15 protein-coding genes are annotated in these 18,541 nt (G+C 50.7%); 9 read left to right on the forward strand and 6 right to left on the reverse strand.

Going from position 1 to position 18,541, the window contains the following annotated elements; all coding sequences use genetic code 11:
• Window positions 1-30: 30 nt before the first annotated feature.
• Window positions 31-501 (reverse strand): transcriptional regulator ArgR, encoded by a 471-nt coding sequence (gene argR / locus DY231_RS02340; protein WP_115627138.1) that lies wholly within the window; start codon window positions 499-501, stop codon window positions 31-33.
• Between the two features lie 433 nt (window positions 502-934).
• Here argR and mdh point away from each other — a divergent pair, with 433 nt between their 5' ends.
• Entirely contained in the window at window positions 935-1,873 is a 939-nt protein-coding gene (gene mdh / locus DY231_RS02345; RefSeq protein WP_115627139.1) for a malate dehydrogenase, read from the forward strand.
• 70 nt (window positions 1,874-1,943) lie between these two features.
• On the opposite strand, the gene degS is transcribed toward mdh, so the two are convergent.
• The 3 genes from degS to zapG form a co-directional block, all read right to left on the reverse strand.
• Window positions 1,944-3,011, reverse strand: a complete 1,068-nt coding sequence (gene degS, locus DY231_RS02350) for an outer membrane-stress sensor serine endopeptidase DegS (protein WP_034498886.1) — start codon at window positions 3,009-3,011, stop codon at window positions 1,944-1,946.
• 86 nt (window positions 3,012-3,097) lie between these two features.
• Window positions 3,098-4,468, reverse strand: coding sequence for a serine endoprotease DegQ (gene degQ / locus DY231_RS02355; protein WP_115627140.1), 1,371 nt, complete (start codon window positions 4,466-4,468; stop codon window positions 3,098-3,100).
• A 183-nt stretch (window positions 4,469-4,651) separates the two neighbouring features.
• Window positions 4,652-5,053 carry a Z-ring associated protein ZapG gene (gene zapG, locus DY231_RS02360; RefSeq protein WP_034498884.1) on the reverse strand — a complete coding sequence of 134 codons (402 nt, stop codon included), beginning with the start codon at window positions 5,051-5,053 and terminating at the stop codon, window positions 4,652-4,654.
• A gap of 180 nt (window positions 5,054-5,233) precedes the next feature.
• On the opposite strand from zapG, the gene zapE reads away from it, so the two are divergent.
• The 8 genes from zapE (at window position 5,234) to DY231_RS02405 (ending at window position 12,534) form a co-directional block, all read left to right on the forward strand.
• The gene (gene zapE, locus DY231_RS02365) at window positions 5,234-6,352 is read left to right on the forward strand and encodes a cell division protein ZapE (RefSeq protein WP_115627141.1); all 1,119 of its coding nucleotides are present in this window, start codon (window positions 5,234-5,236) and stop codon (window positions 6,350-6,352) included.
• A 248-nt stretch (window positions 6,353-6,600) separates the two neighbouring features.
• Complete coding sequence (gene rplM / locus DY231_RS02375) at window positions 6,601-7,029, forward strand: 50S ribosomal protein L13 (protein ID WP_034459800.1); 429 nt, start codon at window positions 6,601-6,603, stop codon at window positions 7,027-7,029.
• Between the two features lie 14 nt (window positions 7,030-7,043).
• Window positions 7,044-7,436, forward strand: a complete 393-nt coding sequence (gene rpsI, locus DY231_RS02380) for a 30S ribosomal protein S9 (RefSeq protein ID WP_034459799.1) — start codon at window positions 7,044-7,046, stop codon at window positions 7,434-7,436.
• 323 nt (window positions 7,437-7,759) lie between these two features.
• Window positions 7,760-8,401, forward strand: a complete 642-nt coding sequence (gene sspA, locus DY231_RS02385; protein ID WP_034498882.1) for a stringent starvation protein SspA — start codon at window positions 7,760-7,762, stop codon at window positions 8,399-8,401.
• Window positions 8,402-8,404: 3 nt separating this feature from the next.
• Entirely contained in the window at window positions 8,405-8,902 is a 498-nt protein-coding gene (gene sspB, locus DY231_RS02390) for a ClpXP protease specificity-enhancing factor (protein ID WP_034498881.1), read from the forward strand.
• 185 nt (window positions 8,903-9,087) lie between these two features.
• Window positions 9,088-9,870 carry a transcriptional regulator NanR gene (locus DY231_RS02395; RefSeq protein WP_115627142.1) on the forward strand — a complete coding sequence of 261 codons (783 nt, stop codon included), beginning with the start codon at window positions 9,088-9,090 and terminating at the stop codon, window positions 9,868-9,870.
• A 180-nt stretch (window positions 9,871-10,050) separates the two neighbouring features.
• On the forward strand, window positions 10,051-10,950 hold the full coding sequence (nanA, locus tag DY231_RS02400) for an N-acetylneuraminate lyase (protein ID WP_115627143.1): 900 nt from the start codon (window positions 10,051-10,053) through the stop codon (window positions 10,948-10,950).
• A 90-nt stretch (window positions 10,951-11,040) separates the two neighbouring features.
• Window positions 11,041-12,534 carry an MFS transporter gene (locus tag DY231_RS02405; RefSeq protein ID WP_115627144.1) on the forward strand — a complete coding sequence of 498 codons (1,494 nt, stop codon included), beginning with the start codon at window positions 11,041-11,043 and terminating at the stop codon, window positions 12,532-12,534.
• Window positions 12,535-12,592: 58 nt separating this feature from the next.
• Here the strand turns inward: DY231_RS02405 and DY231_RS02410 are convergent, their stop codons facing one another.
• Entirely contained in the window at window positions 12,593-14,011 is a 1,419-nt protein-coding gene (locus DY231_RS02410; protein WP_034498877.1) for a glutamate synthase small subunit, read from the reverse strand.
• 9 nt (window positions 14,012-14,020) lie between these two features.
• Window positions 14,021-18,478: a glutamate synthase large subunit gene (gene gltB / locus DY231_RS02415; protein ID WP_115627145.1), complete on the reverse strand. Its 4,458-nt coding sequence runs from the start codon at window positions 18,476-18,478 to the stop codon at window positions 14,021-14,023.
• Window positions 18,479-18,541 lie beyond the last annotated feature (63 nt).

Genomic DNA, 18,541 nt, shown 5'->3' on the forward strand with positions numbered 1-18,541 from the left:
TCGGTCACAACGGGAATGGCGTATTAACGCTTACAGTTCTTGTTCAAACAACACCAGAATCGCTTCAAACAATTCTTTCACGGTGAAGTTTTTCGCGGGGGTGGTGAAGATAGTGTCATCCCCGGCAATGGTCCCCAGAATACCTTCCGCTTTACCTAAAGAATCCAGCAGGCGCGCAATGAGCTGCGCAGCACCAGGGCTTGTATGAATCACAACAACAGCATCGTTGTAATCAATATCCAGCACCAGATTTTTTAGCGGGCTGGAAGTGGTTGGTACGCCAAGTTCTGCCGGTAAGCAATACACCATTTCCATTTTTGCGTTGCGGGTACGCACGGCGCCGAACTTTGTCAGCATGCGGGAAACTTTGGACTGATTAATGTTTTCAAAACCATCGTTTTGCAATGCATGGACGATCTCGCCCTGAGAACTGAATTTCTCTTCTTTTAATAGTGCTTTGAATGCTTTGACTAATTCTTCTTGTTTTGAGGAAATACGCATAGGTTACCCATTTAAAGGTCAACAAGGATAACATTATTATGCATTTAAATGAATTATTATGCAAATTAATGGCAGGGTGTCAGCCTGAAATAATGTTATGAAAGAGGCGGATTTTATCAAATTTTGTTATCGAGGAACATGCCTTCGTCACGACTCGAAAATATGTAGGTAAGTAAATCAAATGTTATCAAAATGATGTTGTTTTGCTGCGTAGGGAGGGGTAATGTAACCGCCGTTGATGTGACAACATCAGGTTGTGACCGGGCGCTCAGGCGTCGTTTCCACCCGGTGAGTAAATGCAGCAGTAACGCTTCAGGAATGCGTAACTTCGCAAACCTTAAGCGGGAAGATTGTAATTACCCCTTCTCTGGATTATGGTCGCCACCGCATGGAGTTACGGCACCTATTTGCTAACCATAATAAGGAGTTTAGGATGAAAGTTGCAGTCCTCGGCGCAGCAGGCGGAATCGGCCAGGCGCTTGCCCTTCTACTCAAGACCCAACTGCCTTCAGGTTCAGAACTCTCTCTGTATGATATTGCACCGGTAACCCCAGGTGTTGCAGTCGATCTGAGTCATATCCCTACTGATGTGAAAATTAAAGGTTTCTGCGGTGAAGATGCTACACCAGCGCTGGTTGGTGCTGATGTCGTGCTTATCTCCGCCGGTGTGGCTCGTAAGCCAGGTATGGATCGCTCTGACCTGTTTAACGTCAACGCAGGAATCGTGAAAAATCTGGTTCAACAGATTGCGAAAACTTGCCCGAAAGCCTGTATCGGTATCATCACTAACCCGGTGAATACCACGGTTGCTATCGCAGCAGAAGTGCTGAAAAAAGCAGGTGTGTACGATAAGAACAAATTGTTTGGCGTGACCACGCTGGACATCATCCGCTCCAACACCTTTGTTGCGGAACTGAAAGGCAAAAAGCCGACCGAGATTGAAGTCCCTGTCATCGGTGGCCACTCTGGCGTGACTATTCTGCCATTGCTGTCTCAGATCCCAGGCGTACGCTTCACCGAGCAAGAAGTTGCTGACCTGACTAAACGTATCCAGAATGCGGGTACTGAAGTTGTGGAAGCTAAAGCGGGTGGCGGGTCTGCAACACTGTCAATGGGTCAGGCTGCTGCACGCTTTGGTCTGTCTCTGGTACGTGCGCTGCAAGGCGAAAGCAACGTGGTTGAATGCGCGTATGTTGAAGGTAACGGCGAGCACGCTCGTTTCTTCTCTCAGCCATTGCTGCTAGGCAAAAACGGTATCGCAGAGCACAAGTCTTACGGCAAACTGAGTGCGTTTGAGCACCAGGCGCTGGAAGGCATGCTGGATACTCTGAAGAAAGACATTACCCTTGGCGAAGAGTTTGTTAACAAATAAACCCTGCGCTTAAGCGAAAAAAAACCGGAACACTGATTCCGGTTTTTTATTGCCTGCAATTCACTGTTTATTAGTTAGTTGCGGGATATTCCTGAATTGTTACCTGCAACGTCAGCTTCTTATCTTCACGCATCACTTCAACAGGAATGACTGAGCCTGGGCGAATCTCTGCCACCTGGTCCATTGTCCCCAATGCGGATATAGCCGGTTTATGGTTCACGGAGATAATCACGTCATTCACCAAAAGACCTGCTTTTGCTGCCGGGCCATCAGGGGTAACTTCATTAACGATGATCCCTTGAATTTGATCGATACCCGTTGCCGGGCCATGCAATGGCGTAATTTCACGACCGCCAATGCCAATATAACCGCGAATTACGCGTCCATCGCGGATCAGCTTATCCATGATTTTTGTCGAAAGCTGAGTCGGGATCGCAAAGCCGATACCTTCAGGGGTTTCGCCATCGTTACTTTTATCAAACGATAGGGTGTTGATGCCCATCAACTCGCCGAGGGAATTGACCAGCGCGCCACCGGAGTTACCGTGGTTAATCGAGGCATCCGTTTGCAGGAAAGACTGGCGGCCAGAAGGGCTAAGGCCAATACGGCCGGTAGCACTAATAATCCCCTGCGTAATGGTTTGCCCGAGGTTATACGGATTACCAATCGCCATCACAACATCGCCAATATGCGGCATGCGCTTATTATTGATAGGGATGACAGGGAGATTGGTGGCGTTAATTTTCAGCACCGCTAAATCAGTCAGGCTATCTGATCCAACCAATAAAGCTTCAAACACTCGACCATCTTGCAGAGCAACGATGATTTGCTCGGCATCATTAATAACGTGTTTGTTAGTAATGATGTAGCCGCGTTCATCCATGATGACGCCAGAGCCGAGGGTTTTAATTTCTAACTGATTTTGTGAGTTGTTGCCGACACTGCGGTTGTAAACGTTGACTACAGCAGGCGCAGCGCGTCGCACCGCAGTGTTGTAGCTCAGCGGAGTTTCATCGGCACTGTCAAACTTCGAGGGCGCTAAGGGGATGATTTTCTGGCGCAGCGAAGGTAAGGATACCAACAATATGCCAGCCACAATCAGGCCAATCACCACCGAGCGTAATATCTTCAGAAACATGGATTTGTATTAGTTAATAATAAGCCGGAAGCAGAATAGCATGAGTTAATCGGACATCGTACACAGATGTCCGATTACTGAGCAGATTAGCGCACTAAGAGATAGATACTTTCTTCGCCGCGAGCCACATGCAAAGCAATAACGTCGGGTTTAGTTTCCAGAACCTTACGCATCTCCGCAATGCTTGAAACTCGTTCGCGGTTTACACCAATGATGAAATCGTCTTTGTGCAGGCCCGCTTGTGCCGCTGGTGTGCCTTTCTCAACGCTGTCGAGTTTGACACCTTTAGTACCATCTTTGAGCTGACCATCGCTTAATGTCGCGCCCTGCAAGGCTGGCATAATTAGCTCGGCGTTCGCAGATGAGGCGGTGCTCTTATCAAGCGTAACGCTCACTTCCAGTGGTTTGCCGTCGCGCAGCAAGCCCAGTTTCACTACGGTCCCAGGCTCAGTGGTGGCAATTTTTGCGCGCAATTCGGCAAAGCTGCTGATGGTTTTACCATTCAGGCTGGTAATCACATCACCCGCTTTCACCCCCGCTTTTGCTGAACCCGATTGCGGTAAGACTTCGCTGACAAACGCGCCACGTTGGGTGGTCAGATTGAATGCTTTGGCAATATCAGCACTCATCTCGGTGCCTTTAATACCAAGCAAGCCACGTTTGATCTCGCCAAATTGCATCAGCTGTTTGGCCAGGGTTTGCGCCATATTGCTGGGGATAGCAAAGCCGATTCCGACGCTGCCGCCGCTTGGCGCGAGGATGGCGGTATTAATACCGATAAGTTCGCCATTCAGGTTCAGCAATGCGCCGCCGGAATTACCACGGTTAATAGAGGCATCGGTCTGGATAAAGTTTTCCAGCCCTTCCAGGTTCAGACCGCTACGGCCTAATGCTGAAACAATCCCTGACGTTGCCGTTTGCCCCAAGCCGAATGGGTTGCCGACCGCAACGGCAAAATCGCCGACGCGCAGCTTATCGGAATCGGCAACGGCGATTTGAGTCAGGCCTGTCGCGTTCTGAATTTGAATCAGTGCGATATCACTTTGGTCATCGCCGCCAATCAGTTTGGCATCAAATTCACGTCCATCATTGAGCTGCACGCTGATTTTCTCGGCATGATTAATGACGTGATTGTTAGTCAGCACATAACCTTTTTCGGCATTAATAATCACACCTGAACCCAAACCCTCAAAAGGCTGGGCTTCTGAAGGAGGCATATCATCGCCAAAGAATTTCTTAAACTCTTCCGGGACTTTCTGGGTAGGCGCCGCCGCAGTCCCTTCTACCTGAACACTCACCACGGCAGGTAAAACTTTTTCCAGCATTGGTGCAAGGCTTGGCAAAGCCGGTTGACCCGGAATTTGTGCTGGCAACGCCGCATTCACCTGAGATGTCACACCGAACGTCAGTCCGACGCTTAACGCTAAGGCACTCAACAACAGTGTTTGTTTCTTCATTGATGGCTTGCTCTCGTGACCTGAACCTGGAAAAGGAAAACCCGATAACACTCCGATGTTATTGAAATATCAGCCGGGTAACAATGCTGTTATAGAGTGAAGTAACACAAGTAAATGATAGCTGTGCTGGAGAGAGATTGGGGTACGAAAGCGGTACCCCAAGAAAATATTCTGGATTTGTGATTAATCGCGTTTTGCGCGTTCGGTACGCAGCAAACCGGATGCGCCATCAGAGTAGTCACGCGGCATCTGCACCGGTGCCTGATCGTTGCTGGCTTCAGACTCAGCAAGGCGATTGCGGAATGGATTCTCTTCGGCTGACATTTCAGGCAGCAGGCTGCTGGAGCTTTTTGCCATGTGTTGATAAAGCTGGCGATAATCATGTGCCATGTTGTCCAGCAACTCGGCGCTGCGGGCAAAATGGCTGACTAACTCTTCACGATACTCTTCAAGTTCTGCTTTGTTTTTCTCAATCTCGTACTGCATTGCCTGCTGCTGACGCAGCTTGCGGTTGCCAAAACGCATAGCAACTGCACCAACGATGATGCCAACAACTAACCCAATTAGCGCATATTCCCAGGTCATGAACTTCTCCCGTTGTCTTGTGTTTCCGTAGGGTAATGTAGCCACTATAACCGTTAACCTAAGAGAAGTGGAATCCTGACGCAGCATCGCTTAGGGTAGAACGGCCTTTTTTTCGACAACCGTCCTTTTTTGAGCATTAAGTAAACGGCAATCCGATTTTTAAGGAAATACCATAATACCATGCAAAATCTCTCCCCTGCATTGCGCTACCAACAAGCCCTGAGTGAGGGCAGCTACCAACCTGATGACGTTCAGCGCGAGGCCGTAACCCGGCTGGACGCTATCTGGCAGGCTTTGAGCCAGCAAAAGCCGACTGAGCCTGTGAATGGTGGTTTCTTTGGCAAACTCTTTGGTAAACGTAATGTCACGGTGAGCCAGGAATCGGTTCGCGGACTGTATATGTGGGGCGGAGTAGGGCGCGGGAAAACCTGGCTCATGGATATGTTTTTTCAGAGTCTACCTGGCGAACGCAAGTTACGGCTGCATTTCCACCGCTTTATGCTGCGTGTCCATGAAGAGTTGGCTGCGCTTCAGGGGCAAACCGACCCCCTGGAAGTGATTGCTGACCGCTTCAAAGCCGAAACAGATGTGCTTTGCTTTGATGAATTTTTTGTCTCTGACATTACGGATGCCATGCTGCTTGGCACGCTGATGCAAGCATTGTTCGCGCGGGGGATCACGCTGGTGGCTACATCTAATATTCCACCTGATGAATTGTACCGTAACGGCTTGCAGCGCCCGCGCTTCATCCCTGCGATTGATGCGATTAAACGGCATTGCGAGGTGATGAATGTCGATGCCGGCATTGATTACCGACTGCGAACGCTGACTCAGGCCCACCTCTGGCTTTCCCCGTTGAACGACGAAACCGCGCAGCAGATGGAAAAACTCTATGCCGCGTTAGCAGGTACGGCGAGGGAAGGGGAACCGGTGCTCGAAATCAACCACCGTCCGTTAGCCACGCTTGGGTTGGAGAATCAGACACTGGCGGTAGATTTCAACACGCTGTGCGTTGACGCCCGCAGTCAGCATGACTACATCGCGCTCTCACGCCTCTTCCACACTGTGATGCTATTTAATGTGCCCGTAATGAACACGCGTAACGAAAATGAAGCGCGGCGGTTCATTGCGTTGGTAGACGAGTTTTACGAGCGCCACGTCAAATTGGTTGTTTCAGCACAGGTTCCGCTGTTCGAGATTTACCAGGGGGAAAGATTGCGCTTTGAATTCCAGCGCTGTCTGTCGCGTCTGCAAGAAATGCAAAGTGAAGAGTATTTACGCTTGTCGCACATGCCGTGAACCGCAGTTTGAATGCAGAGTGACCATAAAGTGTGACAAAAACTACAAAAAGGTTCGACCTTTAGGGGCGACTTCCCTATAATCTTGCGACCCCACGTTACAACCAAAGTTTTTTTCCCAAAACTTGGTCGTGCTGGCATTGGCTATTCGAAGGGGTAGGTTTGCCGGACTTTGTCGTGTGAACCTTGAACTGATTTTAAACGTTTGGGTGAACACCTACGTGTAACTATATATTGGGTAAGCTTTTAATGAAAACTTTTACAGCTAAACCAGAAACCGTACAGCGCGACTGGTTCGTTGTTGACGCTGACGGTAAGACCTTAGGTCGCCTGGCTACTGAATTGGCTCGCCGTCTGCGCGGTAAGCACAAAGCGGAATACACTCCGCACGTTGATACTGGTGATTACATCATCGTTCTGAACGCAGAAAAAGTTGCTGTAACCGGCAACAAGCGTACTGACAAAGTGTATTACCATCACACCGGCCACATCGGTGGTATCAAACAAGCGACCTTTGAAGAGATGATTGCCCGCCGTCCTGAGCGTGTGATTGAAATCGCGGTTAAAGGCATGCTGCCAAAGGGCCCGCTGGGCCGTGCTATGTTCCGTAAACTGAAAGTTTACGCGGGCACCGAGCACAACCACGCGGCACAGCAACCGCAAGTTCTGGACATTTAATCGGGATTATGGCAATGGCTGAAAATCAATACTACGGCACTGGTCGCCGCAAAAGTTCCGCAGCTCGCGTGTTTATCAAACCGGGCAGCGGCAAAATCATCATCAACCAACGTTCTCTGGAACAGTACTTCGGTCGTGAAACTGCCCGCATGGTAGTTCGTCAGCCGCTGGAATTGGTTGATATGGTTGAGAAATTCGATCTGTACATCACTGTTAAAGGTGGTGGTACTTCTGGTCAGGCTGGTGCGATCCGTCACGGTATCACCCGCGCTCTGATGGAGTACGACGAGTCCCTGCGTGGCGAACTGCGTAAAGCTGGTTTCGTTACTCGTGATGCTCGTGAAGTTGAACGTAAGAAAGTCGGTCTGCGTAAAGCACGTCGTCGTCCTCAGTTCTCCAAACGTTAATTGTCCTCTGCTTTTGCAGAATACAATTCGCGAAAAGCCCGGTCTTGTACCGGGTTTTTTTATGCCTGAAAATTATATTTAGCGTTGCTAACTATTTGATGTTGAATGTGTTTCAGACGAATTCCAGATCCATTCCCCACAAAACCCGTAAAATCTGGTAAACTATCAACCAATTTTCTGCCCAAAGGTCGGCATCCGGTTGTTTTCGCCTTGTTTTCTGGCGACTGGTGGTTTTCCGGCGTATCTGGGTATCAAACGGTCAGGTTAGTTGCCGCTTACTGCGGCCATTAGCAGTAATTTTCTGAATAAACTTGGAGGTTTTCATGGCTGTCGCTGCCAACAAACGTTCGGTGATGACGCTGTTTTCCGGTCCTACTGACATCTATAGCCACCAGGTACGTATCGTCCTGGCTGAAAAAGGTGTTAGCGTTGAAATTGAGCATGTGGAAACGGATAACCTGCCTCAGGATCTGATTGACCTCAACCCAAATCACAGCGTACCGACACTGGTTGACCGCGAACTTACTCTGTGGGAATCCCGCATCATCATGGAATATCTTGATGAGCGTTTCCCGCATCCACCATTAATGCCGGTTTACCCGGTTGCACGTGGTGAAAGTCGCCTGTACATGCATCGTATCCAGAAAGACTGGTACTCCCTGATGCACATCGTGATGAACGGTTCTGCTCAAGAAGCTGATGCTGCACGCAAGCAATTACGTGAAGAATTGCTGGCAATCGCACCTGTATTTACTCAGAAACCTTTCTTCCTGAGTGATGAGTTCAGTCTGGTAGATTGCTACCTGGCACCACTGCTGTGGCGTTTGCCGCAGATGGGTATTGAGCTGACAGGCGCGGGTTCTAAAGAGATGAAAGGTTATATGACTCGCGTATTTGAGCGTGATTCATTCCTCGCTTCTCTGACCGAGCCTGAGCGCGAAATGCGTCTGCAAACCCGGGGCTAATTGATGGATATGTCACAATTGTCACCACGTCGTCCGTATCTACTTCGTGCTTTTTACGAGTGGCTGCTGGATAACCAGCTCACACCGCATCTGGTGGTGGATGTGACATTGCCTGGCGTACATGTTCCTATGGAATATGCTCGCGACGGGCAAATTGTCCTGAATATTGCACCACGTGCAGTAGGAAACCTGGAATTGGCCAACGGTGATGTGCGTTTTAACGCGCGCTTCGGTGGTGTGCCACGCCAGGTATTTGTTCCTATGGCCGCGGTTCTGGCTATTTATGCTCGTGAAAACGGCGCTGGCACGATGTTCGAGCCAGAAGCCAGTTATGACGAAGATGTTGAAAGTCATAATGATAACGAGCAGTTGTCGTCTGATTCAGAAATGGTCATGCAAGTGATTGATGGTTCACGCCCCGATCACGATGAAGATGACAACGACCCGGATAATGAGCCACCTCCGCGTGGTGGTCGTCCGGCGCTGCGCGTAGTGAAGTAATTCAGAGTTATTATCCGCGTAGCTTGCCAGTAAAAATGCAAATCGAAGCCAGTCTCAGGACTGGCTTTTTATTGCCTTAAATAAACCTGGCAACTGCATCTTTACGTAAGCCAAGATTTGCTGTGTTATGATTCGACAATACTATTTGTCATGCTTCTTTCCTAAAACGGCCAAATCCCGACGCTATGAGCACATTTGACGAGCAACCATCTGAGATGACAGAAACCATCGGGCATACGATGCGTCGTCGTCCTCTTGCGCGTAAAAAACTCTCGGAAATGGTGGAAGAAGAACTTGAGCAGATGATTCGCAGACGTGAGTTTGCCGAGGGTGAGCAATTACCGTCTGAGCGTGAGCTGATGGCATTTTTTAATGTTGGACGCCCTTCAGTGCGTGAAGCCCTGGCAGCACTAAAACGCAAAGGTTTGGTGCAAATCAGTAATGGCGAGCGTGCTCGCGTATCCCGCCCTTCGGCAGATACCATTATTGGTGAGTTATCTGGCGTGGCAAAAGATTTCCTATCGCGGCCAGGCGGCATTGCGCATTTCGAACAGCTACGCATGTTCTTTGAATCCAGCCTGGTCCGCTATGCCGCTGAATTCGCGACAGATGAACAAATAGCTCGCCTTGCAAAAGCACTTGAGCTGAATAATCAGGCTCTGGATGATAACGAACTCTTTATTCGATCCGACATCGAATTCCACCGTGAGCTGGCAGAGATCCCTGATAATCCGATCTTCATGGCCGTGCATGTTGCCTTGCTCGACTGGTTGATTGCCGCGCGTCCAACGGTTGCTCAGGATGTTTTGCATGCTCACAATAATGTGAGTTATCAGCAGCATATTGAAATTTATAATGCGATCCTGGCACGCGATCCTGATGCTGCTGACAGCGCATTAAAGGCTCATTTGAAAAGCGTTTTCGCCTCCTATTACCCCACGCCCCGTAAACGCACCACAAAAAAATAGCTGCGCTAATTTGAGATCCTCCCCACGTCTAAGTAAGTAATTTCTGATCACCCATCATTATTTCATATGAGCCAGATCTCATCCTGACCTCTTCGATATGTGGTGTTTACTTTTTGATCTGGTATAACAGGTATAAAGGTATCCAGTATCATTTGAATATCAGACAACAAAGAGGCGTTTATGGCACAGAATCTTCGCGGTGTGATGCCCGCATTGCTTACTCCGTTTAACCCGCAACAACAGATCGACACCGACAGTTTGCGCCGTCTGGTTCGTTTCAATATCGAGCAGGGTATCGATGGCCTTTATGTCGGTGGTTCCACTGGCGAAGCATTTTTGCAGACCACACAAGAACGTGAGCAAGTGCTGGAAATTGTCGCCGAAGAAGCGAAAGGCAAGGTGACGTTAATTGCACATGTGGGGGGTATCAGCACTCATGAGAGTCAGACGCTGGCGAGTGCCGCACATCGCTATGGATTCGATGCCGTCTCAGCGGTCACGCCGTTTTATTATCCGTTCAGCTTCAATGAACACTGCGACCACTACCGCGCAGTCATCGATTCGTCGGGTGGGCTGCCGATGGTGGTTTACAACATTCCCGCTCTGAGCGGTGTGAAGCTCTCGCTTGAACAGATTGATACTTTAATCAGCTTGCCGGGCGTTGGGGCGTTAAAGCAAACCTCAGGTGATCTCTACCAGATGGAGCAGATCCGTCGTGCTCATCCGGATCTGGTGCTCTACAACGGTTATGACGAGATCTTCGCCTCTGGTCTTTTGGCAGGGGCTGACGGCGGTATTGGCAGCACTTACAACGTAATGGGCTGGCGATATATGGCAATTAAAAATGCCGTACAGGAAGGCGATGTTCAACGAGCCAGACAGCTTCAAAGTGAATGCAACAAGGTCATTGATTTGCTGATTAAAGTCGGTGTTTTCCGCGGGCTGAAAACAATTCTGCATTTTATGGATGTGCTGGCAGTGCCGCTTTGTCGCAAACCTTTTGCACCGGTTGAGGAGCAATATCTGCCTGAACTTAAAGCACTCGCGGCGCAGCTTCAGAAAGAACGCGCCGCGCTCTGAATGGCATATGCAAACCGTGGTGCCGTAGACCATACCTAATCAGACCTAACCAGAGGGCGGGTTTTTGCGAACTCGCACCGGGAGTGCTTTATGAATAACACTGCCCAACAGATCCCGTGGTACCGCCATTTAACTAAGCCGCAATGGAAAGCATTTTCAGCAGCATGGATTGGCTACTTATTGGATGGTTTTGATTTTGTCTTGATAGCGTTAGTACTGACTGAAATTCAAAGTGAATTTGGCCTGACAACCGTTCAGGCGGCGAGTCTTATCTCAGCGGCGTTTATTTCGCGCTGGTTTGGTGGGCTGGTATTAGGCGCGATGGGCGATCGTTATGGCCGCAAACTCGCCATGATAACCAGTATCGTGTTGTTTTCTTTCGGGACGCTGGCGTGCGGTTTCGCTCCTGGTTTTACTACTATGTTTCTGGCCCGGCTACTGATTGGTATGGGTATGGCGGGTGAATACGGCTCCAGCGCGACCTATGTGATTGAAAGCTGGCCGAAACATCTGCGTAATAAAGCGAGCGGATTTTTGATATCCGGCTTTTCGGTAGGCGCAGTGATTGCCGCTCAGGTCTATAGCGTTGTGGTTCCAGCATGGGGTTGGCGCGCACTGTTTTTCATCGGTATTTTGCCCATTATTTTCGCGTTATGGCTGCGTAAAAACATCCCTGAGGCTGAAGACTGGAAAGAGAAGTTTGCTGATACAAAACCGACCAAAACCATGGTGGACATTTTGTACCGTGGCGAACATCGGTTTATAAACATCGGCCTGACCATTGTCGTCGCAACAGCGCTGTATTTCTGCTTTGCCGGTAATCTTGGCAATGCGGTACTTGTCGCAGCATTGGGTTTAATCTGCGCCGCCATATTCATTAGCTTCATGGTGCAAAGCAGCGGCAAGCGCTGGCCGACCGGTGTGACCTTGATGGTCGTCGTTTTCTTTGCCTTCCTCTACTCCTGGCCGATTCAGGCCTTGCTGCCAACCTATCTGAAAACGGAACTGGCCTACAACCCAACAACTGTGGCACATGTTCTATTCTTTAGCGGATTTGGGGCCGCTGTCGGCTGTTGCGTGGGAGGATTCCTGGGGGATTGGTTAGGTACACGTAAAGCCTATGTCTGTAGCCTGCTGGTGTCTCAACTACTGATCATTCCTGTCTTCGCCATCGGCGGCGGGAATATCTGGGTCTTGGGTTTACTGCTGTTCTTCCAACAGATGTTAGGCCAGGGAATTTCAGGGATTTTGCCTAAGTTGATTGGCGGTTACTTTGATACTGAACAGCGTGCTGCGGGGCTTGGTTTTACCTATAACGTTGGCGCATTGGGCGGGGCACTCGCTCCGATTATTGGGGCCACTATTGCGCAACGTCTTGATTTAGGGACTGCACTGGCATCGCTTTCGTTTAGCCTGACATTTGTGGTTATCTTGTTGATTGGTCTGGATATGCCATCGCGAGTTCAGCGCTGGATTCATCCAAACGCGGTGCGAACGCACGATGCCATTGACGGTAAACCATTTAGTGGTGCAGTTAAGATGGGCATGGCTAAGAGTCGGGTCATGCATAAAGCGGTGAAATAAAGAGCATAAAAAAGCCCGGTGACTTTAATATCACCGGGCTTTTTTGCATTTCAGTTCGTTAGACTTCGAGGAAGTTCAGGATCCCGTCAGCGGCTTTACGGCCTTCGGCGATAGCTGTAACCACCAGGTCAGAACCACGAACGGCGTCACCACCGGCAAAGATTTTCGGGTTGCTGGTCTGGAATGGGTTATCGCTGCCTTCCGGTGCCAGAATACGTCCCTGGCTATCCAACTCAACGCTGTGTTTTTCTAACCACTGCATGGCGTGAGGACGGAAACCAAACGCCATAATGACGGCATCGGCAGGGACAACATGCTCAGAACCGGCAACGATTTCCGGACGACGGCGGCCATTGGCATCCGGTGCACCCAGCTCAGTACGCGCAACTTTCACGCCTGACACGCGACCATTGGCATTCACTTCCACACCAAGCGGCTGCACGTTGAACTGGAACTCAACACCCTCTTCACGCGCATTTTTCACTTCGCGTTTAGAACCTGGCATGTTCTCTTCATCACGACGATAAGCACAGATAACGTGCGTTGCGCCCTGGCGAACCGAACTACGCACGCAGTCCATCGCGGTATCACCACCGCCAAGTACCACAACACGTTTGCCCGACATATCCACATACGGTTCTTCTGGTGAATCACCGAAGCCCATAATTTTCTTGGTGTTAGCGATGAGGAACGGCAGGGCATCAAATACGCCTGTCGCATCTTCATTCTCTAAACCACCGCGCATTGACTGGTAAGTCCCCACGCCCAGGAAAACCGAATCGAACTCTTTCAGCAGGTCGTCAATGTGAACATCGCGGCCAACTTCAGTATTCAGTTTGAATTCGATGCCCATGCCGCTGAAGATCTCACGGCGTTTAGTCATCACTTCTTTTTCCAGTTTGAATGCTGGAATACCGAAGGTCAGCAGGCCACCAATTTCAGGGTGGCGGTCATAAACTACCGCTTTCACACCGTTACGCGCTAATACATCGGCACATGCCAGGCCAGCAGGACCAGCACCGATGATCGCGACGCGTTTACCGGTTTGTTTCACGCCGGTCAGGTCTGGTTTCCAGCCCATCTCAATCGCTTTATCGTTGATATAGCGCTCGATGTTACCGATGGTCACGGCTCCAAACTCATCATTAAGCGTACAAGAACCTTCGCACAGACGGTCTTGCGGGCAAACGCGACCACATACTTCCGGCAGGCTGTTTGTCTGGTGAGACAGTTCAGCCGCTTCGATAATGCGCCCTTCATTGGCCAGTTTCAGCCAGTTGGGAATGTAGTTATGTACCGGGCATTTCCATTCACAGTACGGGTTGCCGCACGACAGGCAGCGATCTGCCTGCGCTTTAGCCTGGCCTTCTGAGAAGGGCTCGTAAATTTCTACAAATTCAATTTTACGGATCTTAAGCGGCTTCTTTGGCGGATCAACTCGCTGTAAGTCGATAAATTGATAAACGTTTTGACTCATCTTATCCCCTTACTGCGCCTGCACCCGCAGCTCAGCTGCGGAACGACTACGGTGACCCAACAATGCTTTGACATCACTGGACTTCGGTTTAACCAACGTGAATTTAGAGGCAAATGCCGGCCAGTTTGCCAGAATCTCTTCACCACGTTGTGAACCCGTCAGTTGAACGTGCTCGGTGATCATACCGCGCAGATGTTCTTCGTGAATGGCCAACTCATCTACATTGATCAGTTCTACCAGCTCAGGGTTAACACGCTTACGGAAATCGCCGTCTTCATCGAGCACATAAGCGAAACCACCGGTCATACCCGCACCGAAGTTCACGCCTGTTTTGCCGATGATGCAGACAATACCGCCAGTCATGTATTCACAACCGTTATCGCCAATGCCTTCAACCACGGTAATGGCTCCGGAGTTACGCACGGCGAAACGTTCACCTGCGCGGCCAGCAGCATAAAGTTTGCCACCGGTTGCACCGTACAAACAGGTGTTGCCGATGATCGTTGCTTCATGGCTGCGGAAGGCAGAACCAACCGGAGGACGCAAGGAAATCAAACCGCCTGCCATACCTTTGCCAACATAGTCGTTAGCATCGCCTGTCAGGTGCAATTCAACACCACCTGCGTTCCACACACCGAAACTCTGCCCGGCGGTGCCGCTGAAATGCGCTTTAATCGGATCGGCTGCCAGACCCTGATCGCCATTGTGCATCGCGATATAACCTGACAGCGTGGCACCCACTGAACGGTCAGTGTTGCGGATATCAAACCAGAACGTTTTACTCTGCTTGTCATCGACATACTGTTTCGCCTGAGCGAGCAGTTGCGCGTTCAGGTCGCCTTTATCAAATGGCGGGTTATTTTCGGTGCAGAACACCGCTTTGCCCGGCATCGGTTCGGCTGTTTTTAACAGGTTCGACAGATCCAGGTTTTGCTGTTTCGCAGTAAAACCATCCAGCTCTTTGAGCAGGTCGGTACGGCCAATCAGGTCGACCAGGCGCTTCACGCCTAACTGCGCCATCAACTCACGGGTTTCACGAGCAATGAATTCAAAGTAGTTAGTCACTTTGAACGGCAAGCCGTGATAGTGGTTTTTACGCAGTTTTTCATCCTGAGTTGCAACACCTGTTGCGCAGTTGTTCAGGTGGCAAATACGCAGATATTTACAACCCAACGCGACCATTGGCCCGGTACCAAAACCGAAGCTTTCTGCGCCGAGAATCGCGGCTTTGATGATGTCTAAGCCCGTTTTCAGGCCGCCATCAACTTGCAGACGAATCTTGTGACGCAGGCCATTTGCCACCAGTGCCTGCTGTGTTTCCACCAGACCCAGTTCCCACGGGCAACCGGCATATTTCACGGATGACAGCGGGCTTGCACCTGTACCACCGTCGTACCCGGCGATAGTAATCAGGTCGGCATAAGCTTTAGCCACACCGGTCGCGATGGTGCCAACGCCTGGTTCGGAAACCAGTTTGACGGAAATCATCGCTTTCGGGTTGACCTGTTTAAGGTCGAAAATCAGCTGCGCCAAATCCTCGATAGAGTAAATATCGTGATGCGGCGGAGGCGAAATCAGCGTAACGCCAGGCACGGAATAACGCAGTTTTGCGATATACGGCGTGACTTTATCACCCGGTAGCTGGCCGCCTTCGCCTGGTTTTGCACCTTGCGCGACTTTAATCTGGATGACATCAGCGTTCACCAGGTAAGCCGGAGTGACGCCGAAACGACCAGAAGCGACCTGTTTGATACGGGACACTTTATTGGTGCCGTAACGTGCAGGGTCTTCGCCGCCTTCACCGGAGTTAGAATTCCCGCCGATGCTGTTCATTGCTTCTGCCAATGATTCGTGTGCTTCCGGGCTTAATGCGCCGATAGACATCGCGGCAGTATCAAAGCGTTTGTACAGCTCAGTGGCTGGCTCCACGTCTTCGATTCTGACTGTTTCACCTTGCGGATCGAGTGCGAGCATATCGCGCAGTGTTGCCACCGGGCGCTCGTTCACCAGCTTCGCGTACTCCTGATAATCTTTGTACTCGCCGCTGTTCACTGCTTTTTGCAGCGTCTGAACCACGTCAGGGTTGTAAGCGTGATATTCGCCACCGTGAACGTATTTCAGCTGGCCACCCTGATCCAACGGCTTGCGGGCGAGCCATGCGCGTTTAGACAGGTTCAGCAAATCTTGTTGGAAGTCGTTGAAGCCAGCACCACCAATACGGCTGACAACGCCCTGGAAGCACAGCTCAGAAACTTCTTTATGCAGGCCAACCGCTTCAAACAGTTTCGAGCAACGATAAGAGGCGATAGTCGAGATGCCCATTTTGGACATGATCTTGTACAGCCCTTTGTTGATGCCGTTGCGGTAGTTCTGCATCACTGCACGGTAAGATTTTTCAATCGCGCCGTTATCAACCAGTTTCGCCAGCGTTTCGTAGGCGAGGTACGGGTAGATTGCCGTCGCGCCAAAGCCGAGCAGAACAGCGAAGTGGTGCGGGTCACGCGCACTTGCCGTTTCAACGATGATGTTGGCATCGCAACGCAGATTCTTCTCGACCAGGCGAGTCTGAATCGCACCTACCGCCATTGGCGCGGGAACCGGCAGGCGATCTTTCGCGATGTTACGGTCGGACAGCACCAACAGAACCGTACCGTTGCGTACCATGCGCTCAGCTTCATCGCACAGTGCGGAAACTGTTTCGTGCAGTGACTGAGCAGAAGCATCGTAAGTGATGTCCAGCGTGTCTGCGCGATAATGCTGTTCTTCAAGCGAGGTCAGCTGTTGGAAATCAGACCACAGCAGAATTGGCGATTTGAAGCTCAGGCGGTGGGCCTGGCCTTCTGCTTCACAGAAGACGTTCATTTCACGGCCAATGCTGGTCGCCAGAGACATCACGTGTGCTTCACGCAGCGGATCGATTGGCGGGTTTGTCACCTGCGCAAACTGTTGGCGGAAGTAGTCGTAAATAATGCGTGGCTGGCTGGAAAGTACGGCAAATGGGGTATCGTCACCCATTGAACCGACTGCTTCCTGACCATTTTCACCCAACACGCGAATGACAGAATCCAGCTCTTCGCTGCTGTAGTTAAACTGTTTTTGGTAACTTGCGAGCGTATCGTCATCCATCTCGCGTGAGCCAACTTCTTCGTCTGGCAAATCTTCAAACGGCACCAGGCGGCGAACGTTGTTCTCCATCCACTCTTTATACGGGTGGCGGCTTTTTAAATCGGCATCGGTTTCAGCGGAATGCAGAATGCGACCAATACGCGTGTCGATAACCATCAACTCGCCAGGGCCGACGCGGCCTTTTTCTACCACTTCGTCAGGCTGGTAATCCCAGATCCCCACTTCAGAAGCACAAGTAATCAGCTTATCTTTAGTGATGACGTAGCGCGCCGGACGCAGGCCGTTACGGTCCAGGTTACAGGCGGCGTAGCGCCCATCGGACATAACGATACCGGCCGGACCATCCCATGGCTCCATGTGCATGGAGTTAAAGTCGAAGAACGCACGCAGCTCGGGGTCCATGTTCGGGTTGTTCTGCCAGGCCGGTGGCACTAACAGACGCATTGCACGAACGATATCCATCCCGCCTGCCAGCAGCAGCTCAAGCATGTTGTCCATGGAGCTTGAGTCAGAGCCCGTTTCGTTAACGAATGGCGCGGCATCATGTAGGTCTGGGATCAACGGAGTCTGGAATTTATAGGTACGCGCACGCGCCCACTGGCGGTTACCGGTGATGGTGTTGATTTCACCGTTATGCGCCAGATAGCGGAACGGTTGAGCCAGCGGCCAGCGTGGCACGGTGTTGGTGGAGAAACGCTGGTGGAACAGGCAAATTGCTGATTCCAGGCGTAAGTCCGCCAGGTCCAGGTAAAAGCGCGGCAAATCTGCCGGCATACACAGACCTTTATAGATATTGACCAGGTTTGAAAGACTACAGACGTAGAAGTCTTTGTCCTGAATACGTTTCTCAATGCGACGGCGAGCAATGAACAGGCGACGTTCCATATCACGTGGACGCCAGCCAGCCGGGGCATTAACAAAAATTTGTTCGATGCGAGGCTTTGAGGAGAGGGCGATTTCACCGAGTACGTCTTCATTGGTTGGCACTTCGCGCCAGCCAACAATCGACAGGGTCTCGTTTTGCAACTCTTCTTCAACGATGCGGCGGCTTGCGCTCGCCAGAGCGTCGTCTTTATTTAAGAAAATCATGCCGACGGCATAATTTTTTGCCAAACGCCAGCCGCGCTCTTCCGCAACGATTCGGAAGAAACGATCGGGCTTTTGCAACAGCAGGCCACAACCATCACCGGTTTTACCATCGGCGAGGATTGCTCCACGGTGTTGCATTCGGGCCAGTGCGTGAATAGCAGTACGCACTACCTTGTGGCTAGGTTCGCCTTCTATGTGGGCGATCAGGCCGAAACCACAGTTATCCTTCTCAAGGGATTTATCGTACAACATATCAGTGAACCTCCCCAGGCTCTACGTGATTCCCGATACCGATTGCGTCCAGACGCAGCAAGG

Origin of the sequence: Buttiauxella agrestis (assembly GCF_900446255.1) — a bacterium.
GTDB classification, from domain to species: domain Bacteria; phylum Pseudomonadota; class Gammaproteobacteria; order Enterobacterales; family Enterobacteriaceae; genus Buttiauxella; species Buttiauxella agrestis.